Source organism: Aestuariispira ectoiniformans (genome assembly GCF_025136295.1).
GTDB lineage: Bacteria > Pseudomonadota > Alphaproteobacteria > UBA8366 > Aestuariispiraceae > Aestuariispira_A > Aestuariispira_A ectoiniformans.
The window spans coordinates 1,753,320-1,775,748 of record NZ_CP062788.1 but is presented as its reverse complement, the minus strand read 5'-3'; the positions used below and the strand labels follow the sequence as shown (position 1 = coordinate 1,775,748).

The following is a 22,429-nucleotide window of genomic DNA, read 5'->3' as shown; positions in this document are numbered from 1 at the left end:
CAGAGAACGGCTATCCATCCGATATCAAGGAGAATGCGTCATGGGCGTAACCATCAGTCACGACGAATGGAAAGCGCGCGCCGCCGCGCTGAAGATCAACGGTCAGGCCTTCGTTGGCGGCAAGCATTATGCCGCCCAGTCCGGGGAAACCTTTGACTGCATCAACCCGGCGACCGGCGAAGTACTGACGCAGGTCACCGCCTGTGGCCAGGCCGATATCGACCATGCGGTCCAGGTTGCCCGCGCGGCCTTCAACGATGGCCGCTGGTCCCGCATGCTGCCGAAAAAGCGTAAGAAAATCCTGATCCGCTTTGCCGAACTGATGGAAAAGCATGGCGAGGAACTGGCGCTTCTGGAAACGCTCGACATGGGCAAGCCGATCGGCGACAGCACAACGGTCGACATCCCGCTTTCCGTCGAAGCCATCGCCTGGTTCGGTGAGGCCATCGACAAAGTGAATGACGAAGTCGCCCCGACCATGCCGAACGCGTTGTCACTGATCACGCGTGAACCGGTTGGCGTGGTTGCCGCAATCGTGCCGTGGAACTTCCCGCTGATGATGGCCTGCTGGAAACTGGGTCCGGCGCTTGCCACCGGCAACTCCGTCATCCTGAAACCGGCGGAACAATCCCCGCTGACCGCCCTGCGCATTGCCGAACTGGCGGCAGAGGCCGGCCTGCCGGATGGTGTGCTGAACGTCCTGCCGGGCTTCGGCTCCACCGCAGGTAAGGCGCTTGGCCTGCATATGGACGTGGACATGATTGCCTTCACCGGCTCCGGTGAAGTGGGCAAGCTGCTGCTGCAATATTCCGGTCAGTCCAACATGAAGCGCGTTGCACTGGAATGCGGCGGCAAATCCCCGCATATCGTCATGGGCGACTGCCCGGACCTGGACCGTGCCGCCAAAAGCGCCGCCTTCGGTATTTTCTTCAACCAGGGCGAAGTTTGCACCGCAGGCTCCCGTTTGCTGGTTCAGGAGAGCATCAAGGACGAGTTGCTGGAAAAGGTTGTCGATTGGGGCAAAAAACTGCAGCCGGGTGATCCGCTGAACCCGTCGACCCAGATGGGTGCGATCGTCGAAGAACGCCAGATGGACAAGATTCTGTCCTACATCGACATCGGCCAGCAGGAAGGCGCGCAGCTCAAACTGGGCGGCAACCGCGCCCTGACCGAAACCGGCGGCTATTATGTGGAGCCGACCATCTTCGACAGCGTGAACAACAAGATGCGTATCGCCCAGGAAGAAATCTTCGGGCCGGTGCTCAGCACCATTACGTTCAAGACGCCGGAAGAGGCTGTTGCCATCGGCAATGATACGATCTACGGCCTGGCCGCGGCTGTCTGGACCCGCGATATTGACGTGGCACACAGGACGGCTGCCGCCCTGCGCGCCGGTTCCGTCTGGGTAAACACCTATGATGCGGGCGATATCTCCCTGCCGTTCGGCGGCTACAAACAGTCCGGCTTCGGTCGGGACAAATCCCTGCACGCCATCGACAAATACACGGAACTCAAGGCAACCTGGTTCCAGTTGTCGTAACGGCAGCATCTCTTACGACAAAAAACGGCGGGCCCCTGTGCCCGCCGTTTTCTATTGCCTTGCCGGGCATCGCCATTAAGGTTGGAAGGCATCAAACGAAAGGCTTGTCCGTGGTGGATACCCCCAATCAACGTGAACCGATCCTGAACGCCCCGCGCGCCGTAAGCAGCCTCGTCGGCGTTCTCGTTGGCTTCCATGTCATTCTCTATTACCTGCTGCCGGACCATTACTTCAGCATGGTGATGATAAAGCTCGCCTATTTCCCGGCGCGTTATGTCCACACCGAAGCCTTGCTGTTTGACCCGATCGCAACCCTGCTGTCACCAGTCGGCTATACCCTGATCCACGGAAGCTGGCTTCACCTGATGGTCAATTGTGGCATGCTGCTGGCCTTTGGCAGCGCCTTGGCGCGCGTTGTGGGCGACGGCTACTTCTATTTCGTGTATTGCCTCGGTGCCTTGGCCGGGGCCGCAACGATGACGGCAGTCGATCCGCAGTCCATTACACCGGTCATCGGTGCCTCCGGCGCGGTTTCCGCCTTGCTTGGAGGCGTCGCAGCCCTGACCCTGAAATACCGCCATAATCACGGTGGCCCTTTCATCAGCCAACAACGGACGATCACCTTCATTGTCTTCTGGCTGATCATCAATGTGGTTTTCGGCATGGTGCCCGGCGAATATTTCGGTGTGAACGGACGTATCGCCTGGGAGGCTCATTTGGCCGGATTTATCCTCGGACTGGCCCTGCCCTTCATCGTTCCGCCGACAAGGAAGCATAATCCGGAAAATTAAGAACGATTCGCATCTTCACCTTTCGGTAAAAAGTCTTATATTTGATCGGCAGATATCACGAAGGGGTTTTCATGACTGTTCTTAATACACTGAATCAACGCCAATCCGTCAAAGCCGACCTGCTGGGCGATCCGGCACCGTCGGATGTTGAACTGCAGGACATTCTGCAGGCCGGGATGAGTGCACCGGACCATGGCGCGATCCGCCCCTGGCGGTTCAAGGTTATTCGTGGCGACGACCGCCTCCATCTGGCCGACCTGTTCGCCAAGGCGCTGATTGCCAAGACGCCGGACGCGGATGACGAGGCCGTCGCCAATATTCGCAGCAAGCCTATGCGGTCCCCATTGATCGTCGCAATCTGCGCGGAGATCATGGAAGACCATCCGAAGGTTCCACCGGTCGAACAGATTGTCGCCACCGCCTGCGCCACACAGAATATTCTGCTGGCGGCCAATGCCAAAGGATATGGCGCCGTGTTGCTGTCCGGCTGGCCCGCCCATGACCTGACCGTCAAGAAAGGCCTTGGACTGCAGGCAAAAGACGAAATCGTCGGTTTCCTCTACCTCGGCACCCCGACGGATGAAACACGCGAGAAAAAGCGCCCCGAAGTCACGAAATATATCAGCCACTGGCCGGAAAATAGCTGACAGGTTTCAGCGGGAGGAACGGACAATGCATAAAAGCCGCCTTGGTTCCTTTATCATCGACTGTAAATCCCAGGACCTGGACGAGGCTGCCCGCTTTTGGGGGCAGGCCCTGGGCTATGAAGTAAAACGCCATCCGGGGGACGACCGTTATGCCGAACTGAAAACGGCCAGCGGCGAGCCTACGATGGAAGTCCAGATCGTCAATCACGACAGCCGCATTCATCTGGATATCGAAACCGACGATATCGCGGCAGAGGTATCTCGTCTGGAAAAACTGGGGGCAAAGCGGATAGAGGACTTCCCCCGTTGGGTCGTAATGGAAGCCCCCACCGGTCAACGCTTTTGCGTGGTCAATCCGCAGCGGGCGGATTTTGAAGAGAACGCGAAAACCTGGAAAGCGTGAGGAGAGGTGATCCGCCTTAGCGGATCACGCTCCAATTCTTGTAGAAAATCCCTTTGATTTTCTGAAGCAGCATGTTCAGTGCCTTCAGCAGGAAGGTCAGCAGCCCCGGAAAGGCGCTGGGCCGCACGATATCCATGAACAGGCAATAACGGATATTGTCCGAGTCATTCAGCGACCTGTGCAACAGGGTATCGTCGAAGATGAACAATGGGTCGTCATGCCAGAAATGCTTCTGGCCACCAACCTCAATAAAAACATTGTCATCGTGAACCGGCGTCAGGTTGTAGAGTACCCGCAAGGTCAGGCGAAGTGGCCCGAAGTGCAGCTTGGTATTCTGACGTTTGTTAAAGACCGAAACTGCAATCGTCTTGATATATTTATAATCCCGGTCGAACTCCAGGATGCTCTGGTCCATCTTGCGATCGTACCAACGCAGGAACAGCATCCCCCGGCGGTTATCCGCCAAACGCCCGTTCATCGTCTCGATCAGGTAATCCTTGTTGTCCTTGAATCGATCAATGGCATCGGTGATTTCCGCCTGATAGTCCTCAGGTAAGTCCGTCAGCCTGTAGACATAATGATTGCGCTTGGACAACAGGTCGATGAGCAGATTGAAGGGCGACAGCAACCAGGTCAGCCCGCCGTTACCGAAGAAATAACGCTTCAACAAAGGCATATCGATCCTGCGATGGCGCATCACATCCAGCGCGCCGCAGATCGCATAGAACAGCAGGAAATACGGGGCAAAATACACAAGCAGAGCAAAGAACGCGATAGCCAGCGTCCGTCTCAACAGTCTCCGAAAGCTACGATTCATCGTGAACCCATTAATCCATCTATGTTGGCATCCCACCACGACAAACTTCCTGCGCCCAAATTCGAGCCGAATCAAGCCTTGGCTAACTTTTTAATCTTTCAAGGCAACAAAAAACGCCCCCTCCGATGTGGAAGGGGCGCTTTTCATCAGCGTGCCGCAGGCAGGGGTCAGATGACGCCCAGTTCCTTTGCCGTCGCATCCAGGCATTCACGCGCCGTATTGATCAGATCATCAATCTGGCTTTTTTCGATGGTCAGCGGCGGTGCGGTCACCATCACGTCACCACAGGCCCGCATGACCGTATTGCGTTTGAAGAACTCGTCACGGCAGATTGTACCGGCCTTGCCAGCCGGTTCGAAACGGGTGCGTTTGGCCTTGTCGTTGGTAATCTCGATTGCCGCCAGCAGACCCAGGGTGCGGGTTTCACCGACAATCGGATGATCGTCCAGTTCCTTGATCTTCTGCGCCAGATACGGTCCTGTTTCGTTGCGAACCTTTTCGACCAGACCTTCGCGTTCGATGATCTCAATGTTGCGAAGCGCCACGGCGGCGGCAGCCGGGTGACCGGAATAGGTATAACCGTGGAAGAACTCACCGCCTTTTTCGTAAAGCGTGTTGTAAACACGGTCGCCCACGCCGGAGGCGGAAATCGGCAGATAGCCGGAGCTGAGGCCCTTCGCCATGGTGACGATATCCGGTTTTATCCCCAGGGTCTGGTGACCGAACCAATTGCCCGTACGACCGAAACCGCAGATCACTTCGTCGCAGATCAGCAGGATGTCATACTGTTCGCAAATGCGGTTGATTTCCGCCCAGTAGGTCTTCGGTGGAATGATCACGCCGCCCGCACCCTGGACCGGCTCGCCGATGAAGGCCGCCACATTATCCGCACCAACCTCGAGGATCTTCTCCTCAACCTTCCTGGCCGCATAGATGCCGAATTCATCCGGGGTCATGTCCCCGCCTTCGCCGAACCAATAGGGTTGCATCACATGTTCAATGCCCGGAATTTCCAGACCGGCCTGTTTGTGCATGGCCGACATTCCGCCCAGGCTGGCGCCGGCAATGGTGGAGCCGTGATAGGCATTTTCGCGGCTGATAATGATCTTCTTGTTGGGCTTGCCTTCCAACTGCCAGAAATGGCGCGCCAGACGCAGGTTGGTGTCGTTGGCCTCAGAACCGGAACCGGAGAAGAAGACATGATTCATATTATCCGGCAGCAGGCTGGCAACCTTGGCGGCCAGTTTGGCCGCCGGCGGCGTCGTCGTCTTGAAGAAGGTGTTGTAGTAGGGAAGCTCCAGAAGCTGTTCATAGGCGGCTTCTGCCAGTTCCTTGCGGCCATAGCCCACATTTGTGCACCACAGGCCCGACATACCATCGAGAATCTTGTGGCCCTCGGCATCATAAAGGTAGCAGCCTTCGCCACGTACGATCACGCGGCTGCCGCCCTCACCTTCCAGGCCCTTATAGTCCGTGAAGGGGTGCATGTGATGGTCATTGTCGAGCTTCTTCAGCTCTTCCAAATCATAGTTTTTCAAGACTTCGCTCATGGATGTCCTCACCAAAGCAGATAAGTGTTTTATCATTGGGCTGGCCCTGCCGTGAGGGCGCATGCCGGTGGTCGGAATATGATCCGTCGCGTCAGGGCGTATAGTCGATACGCGCACAGCAAACCATCAGGCGATAACGCCCGGTCGGCGTACGATGCCAGAATGATTTGAATGATTGTCCGCGCATTCCCGTCCTTAACGTATTTGTCGTTTCAGGCCTGACAGCCAAAATGTGATCACATTCTACTGGAGGCAGCAGATAAGATCAAAGCTTTTTCCCATCGCCCGCACAGATATTGTGGTTGCTGTGATATTCCATCATGACACTAAGGATTTCCTGCGGTGTCGCCTGCAAAGGGGTGACGGAGACAAAATAGTCGGCATCGAAAAAGAATTTGTTCAGCCCGATAACAATCTTTTGGTAGAGGGATAACCGGCAGCGAAAACCTTGCGGATCTTTCAGATCCAGACCGAGGAAATGCTGGCGCTGCATCTGGAGGTGCCACATATCGCCGACCTCCGACCAGGCCACCCTCCCAACCGCATAGAAAGAGGTCTGGTCCACAAAGCCATGGTCATCAATCCAGAGCCCGGCCCTGGATGTTCTAACACGGCGGAAAAGCAATAACGGCGTCAGGCCCAACCAAAGCGCACCCACAGTCATACCAGCCCCCAACGCAAGCTCTTCCCAATCAGCATCGGGAAAACCGCTTTCAACAATCAACGCGCCTAACGCCACAATCGTAACAGCAAATAGTATCCCGCAAAGGCAGGCGATTTTGAGAACCCACTTCCCGGAACAGGGAAAGTAGAGAGTGTTTTGGGGCTGTTTCAAAGTCGCCTCACCGTCAATCCGATCACGTCCCGCCAAAAAGAAAACGGCGACCATAGTGGCCGCCGTTTTGCTCACGTCAACGCTGTTGCATTAAACATTCAACAGCAGGTTCTCACGCTCCCAGGAGCTGATGACCTTGTGGTAGAGGTCGTATTCCTGGTTCTTCACTTCCATCAGGTTTTTGACGAAACGCTCACCCAGGATGGTTTTCAACGGCTTGCAGTAATTCAGTTTCTGCATCGCCATTTCCTGGTGACGCGGCAGGTTGAAAGCCAGTCGATAGGCATCACCCTCCATCGGCTTGGTTGCCTTGCGCCGTTCCAGCATCCCGAGCAGCCCGCAAGCCAGCGTTGCCGCCATCGCCAGATAAGGATTGGCATCCGCACCGGGCACACGGTTTTCAACGCGGCGCGCTTCCGGACCGGAATCCGGCACGCGCAGGCCAACCGTGCGGTTATCATGGCCCCAATGAGTGTTGATCGGTGCATCGGTATAAGGCGAAATCCGGCGATAGGAGTTCACATTCGCCCCGAACAGCGGCATTGCAGCCCCGACATAGCGCTGCAACCCACCGATATAGTTCAGCAGATATTTGGAATCCTTGCCTGCCTTCGTGGCAAAGATGTTCTGACCCGTTTCCATATCGATGATCGACTGGTGAATATGCATGGCAGAGCCCGGCTCGTTGGCATGGGGCTTCGCCATGAAGGTCGCATACATATCGTGGCGCATCGCCGCCTGGCGCACCGCACGCTTTGCCAGGAAGACCTGATCCGCCAGTTCCAGCGGGTCGCCGTGATTGAAGTTGAACTCCATCTGGGCGGGGCCGGCCTCATGGATCATCGTGTCGATATCAATGTGGGCCTTCTCACAGAAGTCATAGATATCTTCCACCACATGGTCGAATTCGTTCGCGGCGTCGATGCCATAGGCCTGGCGGCCGGACTCCTTGCGGCCGGAAAGGCCGATCGGCGCCTCCAGCGGGTTATCCGGGTCCAGATTCTTTTTGACGAAATAAAATTCCAGCTCGGGCGCCACAACGGGCTTCCAGCCGTTTTCCTCATACATTTTCAAAATGCGCTTCAGAACAGAACGTGGCGCAAGATCGACTAACTCACCGTTCGTATAGACGGCGTCGCAAATAACTTGTGCAGATGAATAATCATACCAGGGCACGACCCGAATGGAATTCTCATCCGGCACCATTAAAATATCGGTGTTCACCTCGGAAACGATTTCAGACTCGTCAACAAAATCCCCAGTGACGGCCATGCTGAAGACGACCTCGGGAAGGCGAAGGCTACGGTCTTCAACCCCTTTCAAAAATTTGTTTGCGGGAACGATTTTTCCCCGCGCAATACCCGACATATCGGGCACCAGGCATTCAACTTCTTCTGCCTGTGTTTGATCCAACCATTCGCTAAGTATTGACATGAAGCCTCAGAAAGTTGTTTCTTTGTGATCACATTTTAGATATTTCGGGCTTCCGGGCAACGAACAAATGCGATTTCCCGAACTGGCCCAGTGTTTTTTAATCAGGTGGCATGATGGCAAACAGAATCACGGTGCAGGAAATTCAGGACTTCCTGAACAAGCATCCCGACATTACAGGCATCGATATGTTGGTCCCGGATGCAAATGGCGTATTCCGCGGCAAACGCATCGGTCGGGAAACCGCGCATAAACTGGCCGATGACGGCATCCGACTGCCTTTTTCCACCTATCTTCTTGATACGACGGGTCAAAACTGCACCACGATACCCTATGGCAGTCAGGACGGCGACCCCGATTATGCCTGTTTCGGCATTTCCGGCACCTTGCAGATGGTGCCCTGGGCAGCCCGCCCGACAGGACAGGTGATTGCCTCCATGTTCGACGACGAGGGCAATCCCTTCTTCGGCGATCCGCGTCATATCCTGAAAACAGCGATGCAGCCTCTAACCGACATGGGGCTGACGCCGGTTGTGGCGGTTGAACTGGAGTTTTACCTGCTGGACAAGGAACTGACGCCCGGCGGCCGCGCCCAACAGGCTCATTCCGCCAGCATGGCGCGCCGCCAGACCATGACCCAATGCTATGGCATTGAGGAGCTCTACGAATTTGACGCCTTCCTGGCAGATGTGGAAGAAGCCTGTGAACAGCAGGGTATTCCCGCCGACACGGCGGTGAAGGAATATGGCGCGGGCCAATATGAGATCAACCTGCACCATATCGACGACCCGATCCTGGCCTGCGACGACGCCATGATGCTGAAACGTGCGATCAAGGCGATGGCCCGCAAGCATGACCTCTGCGCCAGCTTCATGGCCAAACCGTTCGAGGAACTGGCAGGCTGCGGACTGCATATCCATGTGAGCCTGGTCGACAAGGACGGCAATAATTATTTCGCCGGTCCGGTCGATGAGGAAACCGGCGTACCAATGCGCGACACCCTGCGCCATGCCATTGGCGGTCTGGCCGACACGATGGCCGAAGGCATGGGGATTTTCGCGCCGAACGCCAATTCCTACCGACGCCTGCAGGCGGGGTCCTACGCGCCGATCAATACGGCCTGGGGCTCAAACAACCGTACGGTTTCACTGCGTATTCCGCATTGCACGGAAAATTCCGTCCGCGTGGAGCACCGCGTCGCCGGGGCGGATGCCAACCCCTATCTGGTGATGGCCTGCGTGTTGGCCGGTATCCACCATGGTCTGGTCAACAAAATCGATCCGGGCCGCCCGGTCAAGGGCAACGCCTATGAGAGCCCACGCCCGGAAAGCCTGCCGCTGACCTGGCCGGATGCGCTGTTCACCTTCAAGGAAGCCAGCAAACTGAAGCCCTATCTGACCGAAAAATACTGGGATGTGTTTGAAGGTATGCGCCGCTTTGAATGTCAGGAATTCAACCGCCTGATCCCGGCGCTGGACTACGAATGGTATATGCGCACGGTGTAATGGCACCGGACATAATCCGATTGCACAAAAGCGCCGGTATACCACCGGCGCTTTTTCGTTGAGATCATACCGTCCGTAGTCTCTTTCCGGTCCATAACAGCAACCCGCACAGCCCGAGGATGAACAATGGCGCCGTGCCCGGCTCCGGCACCTGTGTCGGCGGCAGGCGGCAGGTATCCCCGGCACCGAACTGGAACACCCGTTTGCTGTAACTGCCATCCAGATTGCCGGACAGAACACAGTTGATACTGATCGCCACATCCCCCGGGGCAGGCAGATTGAACTCATAGTCATAGCCACCCACCGCCAGGGCGGCATCCGCCATGAAGGGGCCGAAGCTTCCCGGATTGAGCAGGTGATTGCCCACAACCCCGATGTAGGAGCCCGCAAGGAAATTGGCGGTAATATCCGGGTCTGTCCCCGCTGCGGTATCGCTGGCGAAGATAGTCGAGAATAAACCGTCGTCACGATAGATGATCAGATCCGGGTCCGCACCCACAACCGGCGGCCCGCCAAGGTCATTGACCTTTATAGTCGCAACGGTATCGGAGGCGAAGGAGAAGAGCCAGAGATCAACCGTGCTGCTCGCACCGTCCGCCTCAATAGAATCCGCCTCCACCAGCACGGCTCGCGCCTCCTGTGTCGGTGCCGTGACCAGCGCCAGCGCCATGATCACAGATGCCGCCAATCCCGACAGCTTCCCTCTTGATAGATGAATGATGCCTGTATCCAGCATTGCAGCCTCCCCGCCGTCACCTGTTCGCAGATGCATTAACTAGATATCTATGCAATCATCGCGCCATCGAAAAAAACCCAAAAGTTTCAATGGAAAAAACGGTAGCACGCACCCCGCACCCCAGACAAATGTAAGGGTTCCCGACACCAAGAGAAAAGCCCAAGCACATAAATGCTTGGGCCTCGGGCAGTCACAGTCTCGATTGTTCTGACAGGCGTCAGGCTTCGCCCATCTGATTGAAATCGCGACGCAGCTTGTATTCCTTGGAGACGACGAATTTCTCCATATCGCCGGTACGTTCCTCCAGGTCCTTGAAGCGCCGACGCAGATCCTGGAACCAGGGGTCGGCCTCCGGATTGAAATGTGACGGTCCATCCGTGGCTGCATCCTGCGCTTGATGATAGGGTGCCTCGGTCTCCGCCTCGGATCGGCCCCTTGCCTTGCGGCCGAAAGACGAGATTTTTTCCCCGGCCTTTTCCACTACATGCGGCTTGTTCAACCAGAACCAGGCCAGCGCGAACACAAGCACAGCCAGCGGAAAGTTCACAATCGCCAGGATGACAAAGCCCCCGATCACCCATTTCCGCGAAATCCCCAGGCGCCGCGCCAGCCGTCTGGTGAACTTCTGCTCGCGATGTTGACCACATCCGTGGCTTTCACATCCGTGATGTCCGTGCCTGCTCATTTAGTCCTCCAGCCGTCCAGTTCGGCATCCAAGAGTTTTTCCAGTGCGACGATACGCTGATCCAGCTTTTCCGCAGTCTCCTTGAGACCGACCGCTTCCTCTTTCGCCGCCTCACTGAGAGTGTCCCGGCGCTTTTCCACACGCCATAGGGTGACATAGTGGGCAATTATCCAGATCGGCGCGACCACCGACATAAAGACGACCGCCAGAACGAATATGGCCCACATGTTATGCCCCTCTGTTTAATCGTCGTCCGCTTGCAGCCATGCCTTAAGACTTTTGCTTTTTGAGCTTCTTCTTCAAGTCCTCAAGCTCCTCATCGACACCATTTTCCGCCGCGAGATCGGAAAATTCCTGATCCAGGGATTTGCCGCGGCCCAATTCGTAGGATTCCGCATCTGCTTCCAGTTCGTCGATCTTACGCTCAAGGTTATCATAGCGCGACAGGGCGTCATCCACCCGGCCGGAATAAAGCGTCTCACGCATCTTAACGCGCTTTTCAGCCGTTTTCATGCGGATTTCCACGGACTTGCGCTTGGTCTTGGCCTCATCCAGCTTCTGTTGCAGCTTGGTGAGGTCCTCATCGTATTTGTCGATGCTTTCCGACAACAATACCATTTCCGCCTCGAGGACATTTTCCTGATCCACCAGCTTGCGCTTCGCAACCAGCGCGCCGCGCGCCAGGTCTTCGCGGTTCTTCGACAGCGCGAATTGGGCCTTCTGGTCCCATTCCTCGATACCATCGCGGATTTGTTGCAAGCGCCGTTCGATTTCATTGCGATCCGCAATGGCTTTCACGGCGGCGGAGCGAACCTCCACCATCGTGTCTTCCATTTCCTGGATCATCAAACGCGCCATCTTTTCCGGATCCTCCGCCCGGTCCAGAAGCGAATTGATATTCGCGTTTACAATGTCGGTCAGTCGGGAAAATACACCCATGGCTGTCATCCTCAAAAAGTAGTGCCTGATGCTATTCCTAGCGCAAGTGCCGTGCCAAACGGACAACCCATTGAAATACAATAACTTTAAAAACTTTTGGATATTTTAACATATCGATATAGTATAAATACTATCGTTTTTCGACATTGGTTTTCGATATGAATGAATTGCCATCAATCCTGGGAGAAGACCCCCTGTTCCTGGAGGCCATGGAACATGTTTCCCGCCTTGCCCCCCTGGAAAAACCCTGTCTGGTGATTGGCGAACGCGGCACCGGCAAGGAGCTTGTCGCCACGCGGCTGCATTATCTCTCGCGGCGCTGGGACGGCCCTCTGGTCAAAGTCAACTGCGCCGCCTTGAGCGAAACGCTGCTGGAATCCGAACTGTTCGGCCATGAGGAAGGCGCCTTCACCAATGCAAGACGCCGTCATCACGGCCGTTTTGAGCGCGCCGACGGCGGCACCCTGTTTCTGGATGAGATCGCCACCGCATCGAATGCCGTCCAGGAAAAGCTGTTGCGGGTCATCGAATACGGCACCTTTGAACGGGTCGGCGGCCATGAAACGGTTTCCGTGGATGTGCGGATTGTCGGGGCAACCAACGACAACCTGCGCCAATGCGTCAGGGACGGAAATTTCCGTGCCGATTTGCTGGACCGGCTCGCCTTTGACGTGGTCACGCTGCCACCCTTGAGGCTGCGCCACACGGATATCCTGCCGCTCGCGGAGACCTTCGCCATGGATATGACAAAACAGATGGGCATGGCCCTGTTCCCCGGATTTTCCGACGGGGCGCGGCAACAGCTATTATCCTATGACTGGCCCGGTAATGTCCGGGAAATGAAGAATGTGATCGAGAGAGCCGTCTACCTCCACACGGAAGATGCCCCGATATCGCAAATCACCTTCGATCCTTTCCAGAAACCCTGGCAGGAGGAAGACGCAGCACCGCAGGTGCAGAATGATACAATCACCTTCCCGCTGGATTTTACCGAAGAAGTCGCGAGGAAAGAACGCCACCTCCTGCAGAAAGCCCTCGAACAGGCACGTTATAACCAGACAGAAGCCGCCGGCCTGTTGGGGTTGAACTACAACCAGACGCGCCGCCTGCTGAAAAAGCATCAACTGATCTGACGCCATACCCTCTTGCCTTCATGCACCCGTAGTGCGTAAATAAATTCAACAAGATGGAAGATACGGCATGGTAGGCCCGACCAGGTTGATACGCATCACGGCAACCGGTGATCGCCGGAAGGACAAGCGCGTTTCCGGGATTTCGCTGCCTGCCACCGTGGATGACGTGAAGGGCACCATTGTGAATATCAGCCTTGGCGGCGTTAGCTTCCTGGCGGAAAAAGCCGCCCTGAAAAACGGCCATGAGGCCGCCGTCACCATCCAGTTTTCAGACTGCGACCTTGAAATTCCTGTCCGCATCATCGCCCATGAAGATGACACAAAGCAGGAATATGGTCTGTCTTTCCTGGGCCTTGACCGGAAAGCATTCGACCGCATTCAAAGAGCAGTGACGAACCCCTACCGCGGAATGTAGATATGATTGGCATCACGAAGAAGATTGTTGCGCCGCTGCTTCTTGGCGCGAGCCTGTTGGTTTCGGGCTGCGGCACCAACCCGGTGACCGGCAAACAGGAACTCCAGCTTGTTTCGGAAGATCAGGAAATCAGCATCGGGAAACAGCAATACCTGCCGACCCAGCAGGGCAGCGGCGGAAAGTTCAAGGCAGACCCCGAACTGACGGCCTATATCAACCAGGTTGGCCAGAAACTGGCCAAGGTGAGCCACCGCCCCAATCTGCCGTTTGAATTCACCATCGTCGACAATGATGTGCCCAACGCCTGGGCGCTGCCCGGCGGCAAGGTGGCCATCAACTGGGGCCTGCTGACGGAACTGCATGACGAAGCCGAACTGGCGGCGGTCCTGGGCCACGAGATCACGCATGCCACGGCCCGTCACGGTGCACAGGGCATGGAACGCGGCATTCTTGCAAATGTCGGCATGCTGGCCCTGCAGGTCGGCCTGGCCGCATCCGATATCGACCAGACGACAGCCTCTGTCGCCGTCGGCTCCGCCGCGCTGGGCGCAACCCTGGTCACACGGAAATACGGCCGGGATGCCGAACTGGAAGCCGACCATTACGGCATAAGCTATATGGTCAAGGCCGGTTACGACCCCATGGCCGCCGTCCGCCTGCAGGAAACCTTCGTACGCCTGATGAATGGCAAGAACCCCAGCTTCCTGGAAGGCCTGTTCGCAACGCACCCGCCCTCGCAGGAGCGCGTCGACGAAAACCGGAAGCTTGCCCAGCAATATGTGAATAACCCTCCCAAGGGCGGCTGGTACACCGGCAAGAAAACCTACCAGCAACATATCGCAAAACTGCTTAAGGTGCAGGAGGCCGAGAAGGACGTCAAAAAGGGCTATGATGCCCTGAAGGACAATTCCCCCATTGATGCCCTGGCCTATGCGGATCGTGCCGCCCGGAAGATGCCGTCACTCGCCGCGCCCTATGCGCTGAAGGCCGCAGCATACAACCGTCAGGGCAAGAGTTCCCAGGCCATGTCCGCCATCAACACGGCAATTAGCAAAAACGACCGCTTTTACAGCTATTATGAGCAACGCGCGGCCCTGAAGCTGGCCAAAGGTGATAAAAGCGGTGCACGCATGGACCTGAGCCGCAGTACGGCACTGTTGCCCACATCCTATGCCCACAACATTCTGGGGCAGCTCGCCATGCAGGATGGCGATGACCGGACAGCGATCCGCCACTTCCAGCTAGCGGCCAATGACAAAGGCAAAATCGGCCAAAGCGCCCAGGCCAACCTTGTCAAACTTGACCTGCCACAAAACCCCGGCCGCTACCTGCAGGTCAGCCCATTGGTTACCAATCAGGGCCAGCTTGTGTTGCGGGTCCAGAACCGTAGCGCCGTGACCCTGCGCGATGCGACATTCGTCATACGCGTGGCAGGTGTCGGCCAGACCGCAGCAAGCCTTAAAAAACCTCTGTCCGGTGGCCGCTATACAGACCTTTACACCTCGCTCGGCCCCGTGACCCCGTTGATGGCGCAGGGCGCGCAAATCCAGGTCAGGAACATACGCGTCGGCAACTGACACTGCGGTGTGAACTGACGACTAAAATGGTATTGGCCCGCTTGTGCGGGCCAATACCATCGTTGCAAGTATCCGGTCATAGTCGCCGCGGCCTCAAGCGAAGGGATAGGCGGCAAAGGCCGCCGTACTCTCCGCATAGTCCGACAGGCGGGTCAATGCAGGCAGCGCCTGACCATTGATCGCCTCCGGCAGCATTTCCTGCGTGAAGCGAAACGCAACAGCACTGGTGATATCGGCCTGAAGCGGCGTCGGGCCGAAACACCAGGGACTGGCATGGCGAACCTCCTGCTCCAACAAATCATAAGCGGCCGTCAGTTGTCCTTGAATGCGCTCCAACCAAGGTTCGTGCCGTTTGTCGGCAGGCCGGAGATGATGTTCATAGACGATCTGCACGGTCTTTTCGCAGGCAGCCAAAGCAAGGCCAATGATGCGCTGAGCGGCGGCATGGCCCGCCGGATCAGCAGGCGACAGCCCCTGACCGGCGTTCGCCAGTCGTTCGGCATGTTCGAGGATCAGACCAGAGTCCATCAACACGCCCCCTCCGTCGGTGACAAGCGTGGGGGCCTTTACAACCGGATTGATTGCAGCAAAGGCATCGAAGTCGGAAAAAACAGAGAGCGCCTGATGTTCGAAGGGAAGGTCGAGAAGATGCATGGAAATGGCCACGCGGCGTACATAGGGCGAATCCAGCATTCCGATCAATTTCATTGCACCGCTCCTTGGTCTGGCATGTTTGAGTAGGCCAGAAGAATACAAAACAGCGCCCCGGCTTGACAGTGACCGATATGCCAACTATCGAAAGTATCATGCCAAATATTCGCAAACCCGTCGTCGTCATCCTGACCTATGATCACCTACGCACCTTCGAGTTTGGTTGTGCTTTCGAGGTTTTCGGGCTGCCCCGGCCAGAGATGGGCCCTGACTGGTATCGCTGCCTGACCGCTGCGGGTGAGCCGGGTCGCCTCCGGGGCGCCGGCGGATTATATCTGGAACCCGCTGGCGACCTTCATCTGCTGGCCGAGGCCGACACCGTCATCATTCCGGGTTGGCGCGGGCCGCAAGACGTAGCACCGGCCCCTATGCTGCAGGCCCTGCGGCAAGCCCATGCACGAGGAACGAGAATCGTGGCGATTTGCGGAGGTGCATTTGTGCTCGCACAGGCCGGGCTGCTGTCGGGGCGGCGTGTCACCACCCATTGGCTGCATATCGCCGCGCTGGCGGCACAGGCCCCCGACGCCCGGATTGAACCCGATATGTTATATATCGATGAGGGAGATATCCTGACATCGGCGGGCAGCGCCGCCGGGCTTGATCTGTGTATCCATCTTGTGCGTAAGGATTTCGGAGCAAAAGCCGCCAACAGCGTGGCCCGACGTCTGGTCGTTGCGGCCCATCGTGACGGTGGGCAGGCGCAATTTATCGAGCGTCCCTTGCCGCCGCCCGCCGGACAGCGCCTGTCCGTACTGCTCGATACAATCCAGGCACGGATCGGCGAAAACTGGACCGTTGAGCGGATGGCCGCCGCGGCCCACATCAGCACGCGCAGCCTGCATCGGCATATCGTGGGCGCAACAGGACTAGCCCCCGGCGCGTGGTTGCTGCAGCAACGCATCGCCTACGCCCGTACCCTGCTCGAGGAAACGAGCCTGCCGGTCGAGGACGTCGCCAATCGGTCAGGCCTGGGCAGCGCTACCAACTTTCGCCAGCATTTCCGCACTGTGACCGGCCTGACGCCAACAACCTATCGACACAGATTCGCAAGCTGGCAGTGAGTATCGGGTTGCGAGGCTTTTAAAGTCACTCGTCAATTCGCATGCGGGCCGCATCATCCTCAAACAAAAAGGCCGCCCCCGGCAAGGGGACGGCCTTTTCTTGTCGTTTTGCCGAAGCCTAGAGGCCAAGCGCTTCTTCAGCCGGCACATAATCGTAGCCGAGGTCGTCGGCGACGGCCTTGTAGGTCACTTTGCCTTCATGGACATTCAGGCCGTTGCGCAGATGAACGTCATCCGCCAACGCCTTGCGATAGCCCTTGTCAGCCAACGCCAGCGCACCCGGCAGGGTCGCATTGTTCAGCGCGAAGGTGGACGTACGCGCAACGCCGCCCGGCATGTTGGCCACACAGTAGTGAACAACACCTTCCTCAACGAAGGTCGGCTCTGCATGGGTCGTTGCGTGGCTGGTTTCCGCACAACCGCCCTGGTCGATTGCGATATCGACGAAAACCGCGCCGTCATGCATTTTCTTCAGGATGTCACGGGTGATCAGCTTCGGTGCCGCGGCACCCGGGATCAGGACCGCACCAACAACGAGATCGGCATTGACCACCAGTTCCTCGACCTTGTCGACCGTGGAATAGGCGGTTGCGACAGTGCCACGGAAAATATCATCCAACTGGCGCAGGCGCGGCAGGGAACGATCAAGGATGGTCACATCCGCGCCCATACCAACAGCCATCTTCGCCGCATGGGTACCGGAAACACCGCCACCGATGATCACGACCTTGCCCGGCTGTACGCCCGGAACGCCGCCCAGCAGCACACCACGACCGCCCTGGGATTTTTCCAGAGCATGCGCACCAGCCTGGATCGACATGCGGCCAGCGACTTCCGACATCGGCGCCAGCAGCGGCAGGCCGCCATTGGCATCGGTTACGGTTTCATAGGCAATAGCAATACAGCCGGATTCAACCAGCAGCTTGGTCTGCTCAGGATCCGGAGCCAGGTGCAGGTAGGTATAGAGAACCTGTCCGGGGCGCAGCATCTTGCATTCATTCGGCTGCGGTTCTTTCACCTTAACAACCATCTCGGCGCGTTCGAAAACTTCAGCCGGGGTGCTGACGATCTCCGCACCGGCGGCGACATAGTCCTCGTCAAAGATGCCGATCCCGGCGCCAGCTTGTGTTTCCACGATGACCTGATGACCGTGATGGACAAGCTCCCGCACGCTGGACGGCACGAGGCCGACACGAAATTCGTTGTTTTTAATTTCCTTGGGCACACCGACCAACATGGTGCGAATCCTCCTGAAGCGTGAATGGAAAGTTTTTTATTTTGTGATCACAATTTGCCTCAAATGGCGATCCAATACAAGGGCACAGACCCTCTCGCGTATAGGGCCAGATTCCAGAATCTCTAGTGCCAGAAAGCGCCAAAACGAGCCAAAAACAGTATAATCAGTCTTGGCTTACATATTTTTCTAAATATTGGTCGGAAATCAGCCCAAGCTTCGTGCAGATACGGTTCAAAATATCAATTTCTTCTGCAGTTAAATTGTCGTCAGCGCAGCCAATCGCCAAAGCAATTCGCACGACAAGGTCTGCCTCCACCGCATCATCGGCGACCAGCGTTACCTGTCCCAGCGCCCCTTCCTTGCCCAGGGCCATGTCCGTTTCCATCGCAGCGATATGGGCGTTGAAAATATCAACCGCATCATGGACATCATAGAGTTTGAGAAGATCGAGGCCCTCAAGAATTTCGTCGAGGCGCGACCGTTCCGACAGGCTCACAATTCCGTCTGCCAGCGCAACAAGCGCGGCTGCCGCCATGCTCGCCTCCAGAAAGGGCTTATGACGCATACGGTTGATCCCGGACCGCAACTCACCAATCAACTCGCTTAACATGCCGCTCTCCATTCCACAGGCCGACAGAAAAGAAATTGTCTTGTCCGGCCCATATTCCAGACCTGACAAATGCAAGTTTACAGCCTCAAGGTTAACAGAAGTTGATGGCCTCGATATTTTTCAATACAGGATAGAAAACAGGCAATCCACAGCAACCTACACCATGCCCCCGCGTTGCAGGACCTGATCAATCAATCCATCCACGTCAGTGTCCGCTGCAAGGTCCACCTGCCCGTCCAAAATCAACATTGCCAACCCATGGACCAGCGACCAGGCCGCCAGCGCCTTCGCCCGTCTGTCACCTGCCTCGTCCCCCCGGTCCGGCGGCAGTCCCCCAGCCAACAGATCATAGGTCCCGCGACTGGCGTGCCAATAGGCATCATCCCGGTCTACCTGCCCGATCTCCGGCCCGAACATCAAACGGTAAAGCCCCGTATTCTTACGGGCGAAATTTACATAGGCCCGCCCAAGCGAATGGAGGCCTTCTCCCTCCTGACCTTCGTCCGAAGCCGCTTCCAAAGTATCCTTCAACACCAGAAAACCGTCCGTCGCAATCGCTGCGATCAGCGCCGCCTTATCTTTGAAATGCCGGTATGGCGCTGTTTGCGACACCCCTGCACGCCGCGCCACCGCCCGCAGGCTAAGACCGCTTACACCGGCCTCGTCCAGAATTTCACGCGCCGCTGCCAGCAAGGCGTTCCTCAGGTCTCCGTGGTGATAGGGGTCTTTTTCGGTCATGCAATCCTCTCTCGCTGACGCAATCATAGAGATCGAAGTTGACAACGTAAACATATTCGATAATGTTTACACTGTAAACTTCACAATTATGGTGACCACCATGAGCTTCCTTATCCTCCTCACCCTTTTGAGCCTGATTGCCTATGCAGCGGGCCGTCTTTTCAAACGCCGCCTCCCTCTCCGTGACGCAATGCGTCTTGGTATGGGTTGCGCCTTTCTCTATACCGGCCTTGATCACTTCATGAGCGGGGCGACCCGCTATGTTCCCATGATGCCGGACCTGCTGGAAAACTATGCTTTTGAATTGGTCTGGCTGACGGGCGGCCTTGAGATTGCAGGCGCTGTCGGCCTGCTTCTGCCGCTGCGGGTCTATCAACGACTTGGATTGCCTAATCTTCGCGGCTGGGCCGGGGTAGGACTGGCCGTCCTTTTATGCGTGATGGTCATTGCCAACATTAACGTGGCCGTTACCGGCAGTCATGTGGCCGGACTGGACTTCGGTCCCTGGTATTACTGGAGCCGACCCTTTTTCCAACCCGTCTTCGTGATCTGGGCGCTCTATGCGGCAGGTGTCTACAAGACATCCTCACTCCGCGAAAATACATTGTGAATTATCTGCTGGCGGCGGTCGCCCTGACGGCCGCCGCCATAACCTTATTCACCCGCCGCGGATTGTGGAGGCCATAGCAGACTTGTGGTTTTGGAGGCGGGCCCATAAGATAACGCTCGTTTCAGAAGAAACAATACAAGTGGACGCCTATGACAGACAATCACGCGCCCGGCGATCTGGTTCTGGAAAACTTTCTGCCCTATCGCCTTTCAATTCTGACAAACCGCATCAGTCAGACATTGGCTGGCATCTACCAGGAACGCTTTGGCATATCAATTCCGGAATGGCGCGTGATGGCCATTTTGGGACGGCATTCCCCCCTGTCGTCCAATCTGATTGCGGAACGCGGGCGCATGGACAAGGCAAAGGTCAGCCGGGCCGTCAGCCGCCTTCTGGATGCAGGACTGATCACCCGCGAAACCGATCCGCGTGACAACCGCCTGCTTATTCTGAAGCTCAGCACGCGCGGCAAACGGATTTACGCCAAGATCACACCAATGGCCCTTGCCTGGGAAAGTGACTTGATGTCGGGTCTCGACGATGAGGACAGGGCCGCCATGGACCGCATCCTGAACAAATTGTCGGAACGCGTTGAAGAAATGCGGGAGCAGGACGCCTAACGTCCCGCCTCGTCGTGCTCAGGCAGCCATTGCGTCGGCCAGGCCTCACCCAGATCTTCCAGCGCGCAAGCCAGCTTATCGACCACAAGGCGAATAGCGCCACCACCTGCAAAATGGAGGACGACCTGACCTTTTTCCCCTGCCTCACCCGGATCATAGGCAATGGTCAGAAGCTCATGAACGGCATCGACCCGTCCGCGTTCCAGCCCCCGATAGCCGACCTGACTGACATGGTCGAAACGCAGCCCCGCCAGCGTCCGGCTGAAAGGCCCATCGTCGCCGTTTGAGGCCTTGTCTTCCCAGCAGAAACGGTTCAGCGCCAGCACGAACTGACCGTCGTCTTTCAGGAAAGAGATATCGGCCAATGGCACCAGCGCATCCTGCAGCATGGAGGACACGACAGACAAATCTTCAAGATCCTGCGCCAGAATCTTCAGCGGTTCATGTTGTTTCGTCATACCAAGCCCGTGACTGAAGCAACGTTACGATTGTTCTTTGATGCGGGTGATATCCGCACCGCAGGCCGAAAGCTTTTCTTCCAGACGCTCATAGCCGCGATCAAGATGATACACACGATTGACCAGTGTTTCACCCTCTGCGGCCAAACCTGCGATCACCAGCGACATTGAGGCACGCAAATCCGTTGCCATGACTTCCGCCCCGGTCAGCCTTTCCACCCCGCGAACCATGGCAGAGCGCCCATGCAGATTTATATTCGCCCCCATGCGCATCAATTCCGGCACATGCATGAAACGGTTTTCGAAAATCGACTCGGTGATCATCGAGGCCCCGCTTGCCGTCGTCAGCAAAGCCATCATCTGTGCCTGCAGGTCGGTCGGAAAACCGGGATAGGGTTCCGTCATGACATCGGTCCCCACCAGCTCGTTGCAGGAAACACGCAGACCGCCCTCAATCGGAGAGAAGTTGATACCTGCCGCTTCCATTGCCTCGATTGCCGAGCCCAGATGATCCGGGCGGGCATCAATCAGGTCAATTTCACCACGGGTCACGGCTGCCGCCATGGCAAGGCTGGCCGTTTCGATACGGTCGGGGATAACGGGATGTTCCGCACCATGCAGACCTGAAACGCCTTCAATTTCCAGCGTATCGGTGCCCAGACCGGAGATTTTCGCCCCCATCCTGATCAGGCATTCGCCCAGATCGGTAACCTCCGGTTCGCGCGCCGCGTTGACCAGGCGCGTCGTTCCCTTGGCCAGCGTCGCCGCCATCATCAGGTTTTCCGTCGCCCCTACAGAAACAAAGGGGAACACCACCTCACCGCCCTGCAGCCCGTTGGGTGCCTTGGCAACGATATAGCCCTGATCCAGGTCGATTTCCGCGCCCAGATGCTGCAACCCTTTCAGGTGAAGGTCGACCGGTCGCGTACCGATGGCGCAACCACCAGGCAGGGAAACCCGTGCATTGCCGAAACGCGCCAGCAACGGCCCCAGAACCAGAACACTCGCACGCATCTTTCGAACAAGATCATAGGGGGCGGTCGTGTTGTTCACCCCGGTCGCGTCCATGCCGATGGTCAGGCCCTGGCGTCCGGCCGCACGGCAACTTTCATCGCCGTCCATATTCATCTCCACCCCATGCTGCACCAGCAGGCGCATGAGTGTGGTGATGTCCGCCAGACGCGGCAGATTGGACAGGGTCAGGGTGCCTTCTGTCAGCAAGCTTGCGCACATGAGCGGCAGTGCGGCGTTCTTCGCCCCCCCGACACGCACGCGACCCGACAAACGATTACCGCCGCGAATTGCAATTTTATCCATACCCGAATTCCTCCGTAATCTTCCTGCGGCGGGAAGCGGTTCCCAGAGGCGGAACAGCCCCTG

Annotated in this window: 25 protein-coding genes; 11 read left to right on the top strand and 14 right to left on the bottom strand. The window is 57.0% G+C overall.

Features of this window, described 5'->3' with window-relative positions; translation table 11 throughout:
- The first annotated feature begins 40 nt into the window (after positions 1–40).
- From IF205_RS08530 to IF205_RS08515, 4 genes are all read left to right on the top strand, one after another.
- Entirely contained in the window at positions 41–1,540 is a 1,500-nt protein-coding gene (locus IF205_RS08530) for an aldehyde dehydrogenase (RefSeq protein WP_259782868.1), read from the top strand.
- Between the two features lie 110 nt (positions 1,541–1,650).
- Positions 1,651–2,331, top strand: a complete 681-nt coding sequence (locus IF205_RS08525) for a rhomboid family intramembrane serine protease (RefSeq protein ID WP_259782867.1) — start codon at positions 1,651–1,653, stop codon at positions 2,329–2,331.
- Between the two features lie 71 nt (positions 2,332–2,402).
- Positions 2,403–2,978: a nitroreductase family protein gene (locus IF205_RS08520; protein WP_259782866.1), complete on the top strand. Its 576-nt coding sequence runs from the start codon at positions 2,403–2,405 to the stop codon at positions 2,976–2,978.
- A gap of 25 nt (positions 2,979–3,003) precedes the next feature.
- Positions 3,004–3,381 (top strand): VOC family protein, encoded by a 378-nt coding sequence (locus IF205_RS08515; protein ID WP_259782865.1) that lies wholly within the window; start codon positions 3,004–3,006, stop codon positions 3,379–3,381.
- Positions 3,382–3,397: 16 nt separating this feature from the next.
- Here IF205_RS08515 and IF205_RS08510 read toward each other — a convergent pair whose 3' ends face one another.
- From IF205_RS08510 to IF205_RS08495, 4 genes are all read right to left on the bottom strand, one after another.
- Positions 3,398–4,198, bottom strand: coding sequence for an aspartyl/asparaginyl beta-hydroxylase domain-containing protein (locus IF205_RS08510; protein WP_259782864.1), 801 nt, complete (start codon positions 4,196–4,198; stop codon positions 3,398–3,400).
- A 167-nt stretch (positions 4,199–4,365) separates the two neighbouring features.
- Complete coding sequence (locus IF205_RS08505; protein ID WP_259782863.1) at positions 4,366–5,748, bottom strand: aspartate aminotransferase family protein; 1,383 nt, start codon at positions 5,746–5,748, stop codon at positions 4,366–4,368.
- A 265-nt stretch (positions 5,749–6,013) separates the two neighbouring features.
- Complete coding sequence (locus IF205_RS08500) at positions 6,014–6,658, bottom strand: STM3941 family protein (protein WP_259782862.1); 645 nt, start codon at positions 6,656–6,658, stop codon at positions 6,014–6,016.
- A gap of 15 nt (positions 6,659–6,673) precedes the next feature.
- Complete coding sequence (locus IF205_RS08495; protein WP_259782861.1) at positions 6,674–8,017, bottom strand: glutamine synthetase family protein; 1,344 nt, start codon at positions 8,015–8,017, stop codon at positions 6,674–6,676.
- 110 nt (positions 8,018–8,127) lie between these two features.
- On the opposite strand from IF205_RS08495, the gene IF205_RS08490 reads away from it, so the two are divergent.
- The gene (locus IF205_RS08490) at positions 8,128–9,519 is read left to right on the top strand and encodes a glutamine synthetase family protein (protein ID WP_259782860.1); all 1,392 of its coding nucleotides are present in this window, start codon (positions 8,128–8,130) and stop codon (positions 9,517–9,519) included.
- 64 nt (positions 9,520–9,583) lie between these two features.
- On the opposite strand, the gene IF205_RS08485 is transcribed toward IF205_RS08490, so the two are convergent.
- The 4 genes from IF205_RS08485 to pspA all read right to left on the bottom strand — a co-directional run bounded on the left by IF205_RS08485 (position 9,584) and on the right by pspA (position 11,879).
- Complete coding sequence (locus IF205_RS08485) at positions 9,584–10,255, bottom strand: PEP-CTERM sorting domain-containing protein (protein WP_259782859.1); 672 nt, start codon at positions 10,253–10,255, stop codon at positions 9,584–9,586.
- Positions 10,256–10,472: 217 nt separating this feature from the next.
- Positions 10,473–10,940, bottom strand: coding sequence for a hypothetical protein (locus IF205_RS08480; RefSeq protein WP_259782858.1), 468 nt, complete (start codon positions 10,938–10,940; stop codon positions 10,473–10,475).
- Complete coding sequence (locus tag IF205_RS08475) at positions 10,937–11,167, bottom strand: phage shock protein B (protein WP_259782857.1); 231 nt, start codon at positions 11,165–11,167, stop codon at positions 10,937–10,939. Before IF205_RS08475 ends, IF205_RS08480 begins: the two co-directional genes overlap by 4 nt.
- Before the next feature lie 43 nt (positions 11,168–11,210).
- Positions 11,211–11,879 carry a phage shock protein PspA gene (pspA, locus tag IF205_RS08470; RefSeq protein WP_259782856.1) on the bottom strand — a complete coding sequence of 223 codons (669 nt, stop codon included), beginning with the start codon at positions 11,877–11,879 and terminating at the stop codon, positions 11,211–11,213.
- Positions 11,880–12,037: 158 nt separating this feature from the next.
- Between pspA and pspF the strand changes: the two genes are divergently transcribed.
- From pspF to IF205_RS08455, 3 genes are all read left to right on the top strand, one after another.
- Positions 12,038–13,012, top strand: a complete 975-nt coding sequence (pspF, locus tag IF205_RS08465) for a phage shock protein operon transcriptional activator (RefSeq protein WP_259782855.1) — start codon at positions 12,038–12,040, stop codon at positions 13,010–13,012.
- Positions 13,013–13,079: 67 nt separating this feature from the next.
- On the top strand, positions 13,080–13,427 hold the full coding sequence (locus IF205_RS08460) for a PilZ domain-containing protein (protein ID WP_259782854.1): 348 nt from the start codon (positions 13,080–13,082) through the stop codon (positions 13,425–13,427).
- A 2-nt stretch (positions 13,428–13,429) separates the two neighbouring features.
- Positions 13,430–15,004 (top strand): M48 family metalloprotease, encoded by a 1,575-nt coding sequence (locus IF205_RS08455; protein WP_259782853.1) that lies wholly within the window; start codon positions 13,430–13,432, stop codon positions 15,002–15,004.
- Between the two features lie 93 nt (positions 15,005–15,097).
- Here the strand turns inward: IF205_RS08455 and IF205_RS08450 are convergent, their stop codons facing one another.
- Positions 15,098–15,712, bottom strand: coding sequence for a glutathione S-transferase family protein (locus IF205_RS08450; protein ID WP_259782852.1), 615 nt, complete (start codon positions 15,710–15,712; stop codon positions 15,098–15,100).
- 98 nt (positions 15,713–15,810) lie between these two features.
- On the opposite strand from IF205_RS08450, the gene ftrA reads away from it, so the two are divergent.
- Entirely contained in the window at positions 15,811–16,776 is a 966-nt protein-coding gene (gene ftrA / locus IF205_RS08445; RefSeq protein WP_259782851.1) for a transcriptional regulator FtrA, read from the top strand.
- Positions 16,777–16,894: 118 nt separating this feature from the next.
- Here the strand turns inward: ftrA and ald are convergent, their stop codons facing one another.
- The 3 genes from ald to IF205_RS08430 form a co-directional block, all read right to left on the bottom strand.
- Positions 16,895–18,013 (bottom strand): alanine dehydrogenase, encoded by a 1,119-nt coding sequence (ald, locus tag IF205_RS08440; RefSeq protein WP_259782850.1) that lies wholly within the window; start codon positions 18,011–18,013, stop codon positions 16,895–16,897.
- Between the two features lie 163 nt (positions 18,014–18,176).
- Complete coding sequence (locus tag IF205_RS08435) at positions 18,177–18,623, bottom strand: TerB family tellurite resistance protein (protein WP_259782849.1); 447 nt, start codon at positions 18,621–18,623, stop codon at positions 18,177–18,179.
- 156 nt (positions 18,624–18,779) lie between these two features.
- Complete coding sequence (locus IF205_RS08430) at positions 18,780–19,361, bottom strand: TetR/AcrR family transcriptional regulator (RefSeq protein WP_259782848.1); 582 nt, start codon at positions 19,359–19,361, stop codon at positions 18,780–18,782.
- Positions 19,362–19,461: 100 nt separating this feature from the next.
- Between IF205_RS08430 and IF205_RS08425 the strand changes: the two genes are divergently transcribed.
- Complete coding sequence (locus IF205_RS08425) at positions 19,462–19,971, top strand: DoxX family protein (RefSeq protein ID WP_259782847.1); 510 nt, start codon at positions 19,462–19,464, stop codon at positions 19,969–19,971.
- Positions 19,972–20,120: 149 nt separating this feature from the next.
- Entirely contained in the window at positions 20,121–20,591 is a 471-nt protein-coding gene (locus IF205_RS08420; protein WP_259782846.1) for a MarR family winged helix-turn-helix transcriptional regulator, read from the top strand.
- Here IF205_RS08420 and IF205_RS08415 read toward each other — a convergent pair.
- Both IF205_RS08415 and murA read right to left on the bottom strand, forming a co-directional pair.
- Positions 20,588–21,049, bottom strand: a complete 462-nt coding sequence (locus tag IF205_RS08415; protein ID WP_259782845.1) for a DUF2948 family protein — start codon at positions 21,047–21,049, stop codon at positions 20,588–20,590. The two genes, IF205_RS08420 and IF205_RS08415, sit on opposite strands and share 4 nt — an antisense overlap.
- Positions 21,050–21,073: 24 nt before the next feature.
- Positions 21,074–22,366, bottom strand: a complete 1,293-nt coding sequence (gene murA, locus IF205_RS08410) for a UDP-N-acetylglucosamine 1-carboxyvinyltransferase (protein WP_259782844.1) — start codon at positions 22,364–22,366, stop codon at positions 21,074–21,076.
- Positions 22,367–22,429 lie beyond the last annotated feature (63 nt).

Coding starts and splice junctions, on each gene's coding strand:
- IF205_RS08455 (WP_259782853.1), top strand. CDS start 13,430: ATGATTGGCATCACGAAGAAGATTGTTGCGCCGCTGCTTCTTGGCGCG.
- ftrA (WP_259782851.1), top strand. CDS start 15,811: ATGCCAAATATTCGCAAACCCGTCGTCGTCATCCTGACCTATGATCAC.
- IF205_RS08505 (WP_259782863.1), bottom strand. CDS start 5,748: ATGAGCGAAGTCTTGAAAAACTATGATTTGGAAGAGCTGAAGAAGCTC.
- IF205_RS08485 (WP_259782859.1), bottom strand. CDS start 10,255: ATGCTGGATACAGGCATCATTCATCTATCAAGAGGGAAGCTGTCGGGA.
- IF205_RS08430 (WP_259782848.1), bottom strand. CDS start 19,361: ATGACCGAAAAAGACCCCTATCACCACGGAGACCTGAGGAACGCCTTG.
- pspA (WP_259782856.1), bottom strand. CDS start 11,879: ATGGGTGTATTTTCCCGACTGACCGACATTGTAAACGCGAATATCAAT.
- IF205_RS08490 (WP_259782860.1), top strand. CDS start 8,128: ATGATGGCAAACAGAATCACGGTGCAGGAAATTCAGGACTTCCTGAAC.
- IF205_RS08495 (WP_259782861.1), bottom strand. CDS start 8,017: ATGTCAATACTTAGCGAATGGTTGGATCAAACACAGGCAGAAGAAGTT.
- IF205_RS08530 (WP_259782868.1), top strand. CDS start 41: ATGGGCGTAACCATCAGTCACGACGAATGGAAAGCGCGCGCCGCCGCG.
- IF205_RS08510 (WP_259782864.1), bottom strand. CDS start 4,198: ATGAATCGTAGCTTTCGGAGACTGTTGAGACGGACGCTGGCTATCGCG.
- murA (WP_259782844.1), bottom strand. CDS start 22,366: ATGGATAAAATTGCAATTCGCGGCGGTAATCGTTTGTCGGGTCGCGTG.
- IF205_RS08520 (WP_259782866.1), top strand. CDS start 2,403: ATGACTGTTCTTAATACACTGAATCAACGCCAATCCGTCAAAGCCGAC.
- IF205_RS08480 (WP_259782858.1), bottom strand. CDS start 10,940: ATGAGCAGGCACGGACATCACGGATGTGAAAGCCACGGATGTGGTCAA.
- IF205_RS08415 (WP_259782845.1), bottom strand. CDS start 21,049: ATGACGAAACAACATGAACCGCTGAAGATTCTGGCGCAGGATCTTGAA.
- IF205_RS08515 (WP_259782865.1), top strand. CDS start 3,004: ATGCATAAAAGCCGCCTTGGTTCCTTTATCATCGACTGTAAATCCCAG.
- IF205_RS08460 (WP_259782854.1), top strand. CDS start 13,080: ATGGTAGGCCCGACCAGGTTGATACGCATCACGGCAACCGGTGATCGC.
- IF205_RS08425 (WP_259782847.1), top strand. CDS start 19,462: ATGAGCTTCCTTATCCTCCTCACCCTTTTGAGCCTGATTGCCTATGCA.
- ald (WP_259782850.1), bottom strand. CDS start 18,013: ATGTTGGTCGGTGTGCCCAAGGAAATTAAAAACAACGAATTTCGTGTC.
- IF205_RS08475 (WP_259782857.1), bottom strand. CDS start 11,167: ATGTGGGCCATATTCGTTCTGGCGGTCGTCTTTATGTCGGTGGTCGCG.
- IF205_RS08450 (WP_259782852.1), bottom strand. CDS start 15,712: ATGAAATTGATCGGAATGCTGGATTCGCCCTATGTACGCCGCGTGGCC.
- pspF (WP_259782855.1), top strand. CDS start 12,038: ATGAATGAATTGCCATCAATCCTGGGAGAAGACCCCCTGTTCCTGGAG.
- IF205_RS08420 (WP_259782846.1), top strand. CDS start 20,121: ATGACAGACAATCACGCGCCCGGCGATCTGGTTCTGGAAAACTTTCTG.
- IF205_RS08435 (WP_259782849.1), bottom strand. CDS start 18,623: ATGTTAAGCGAGTTGATTGGTGAGTTGCGGTCCGGGATCAACCGTATG.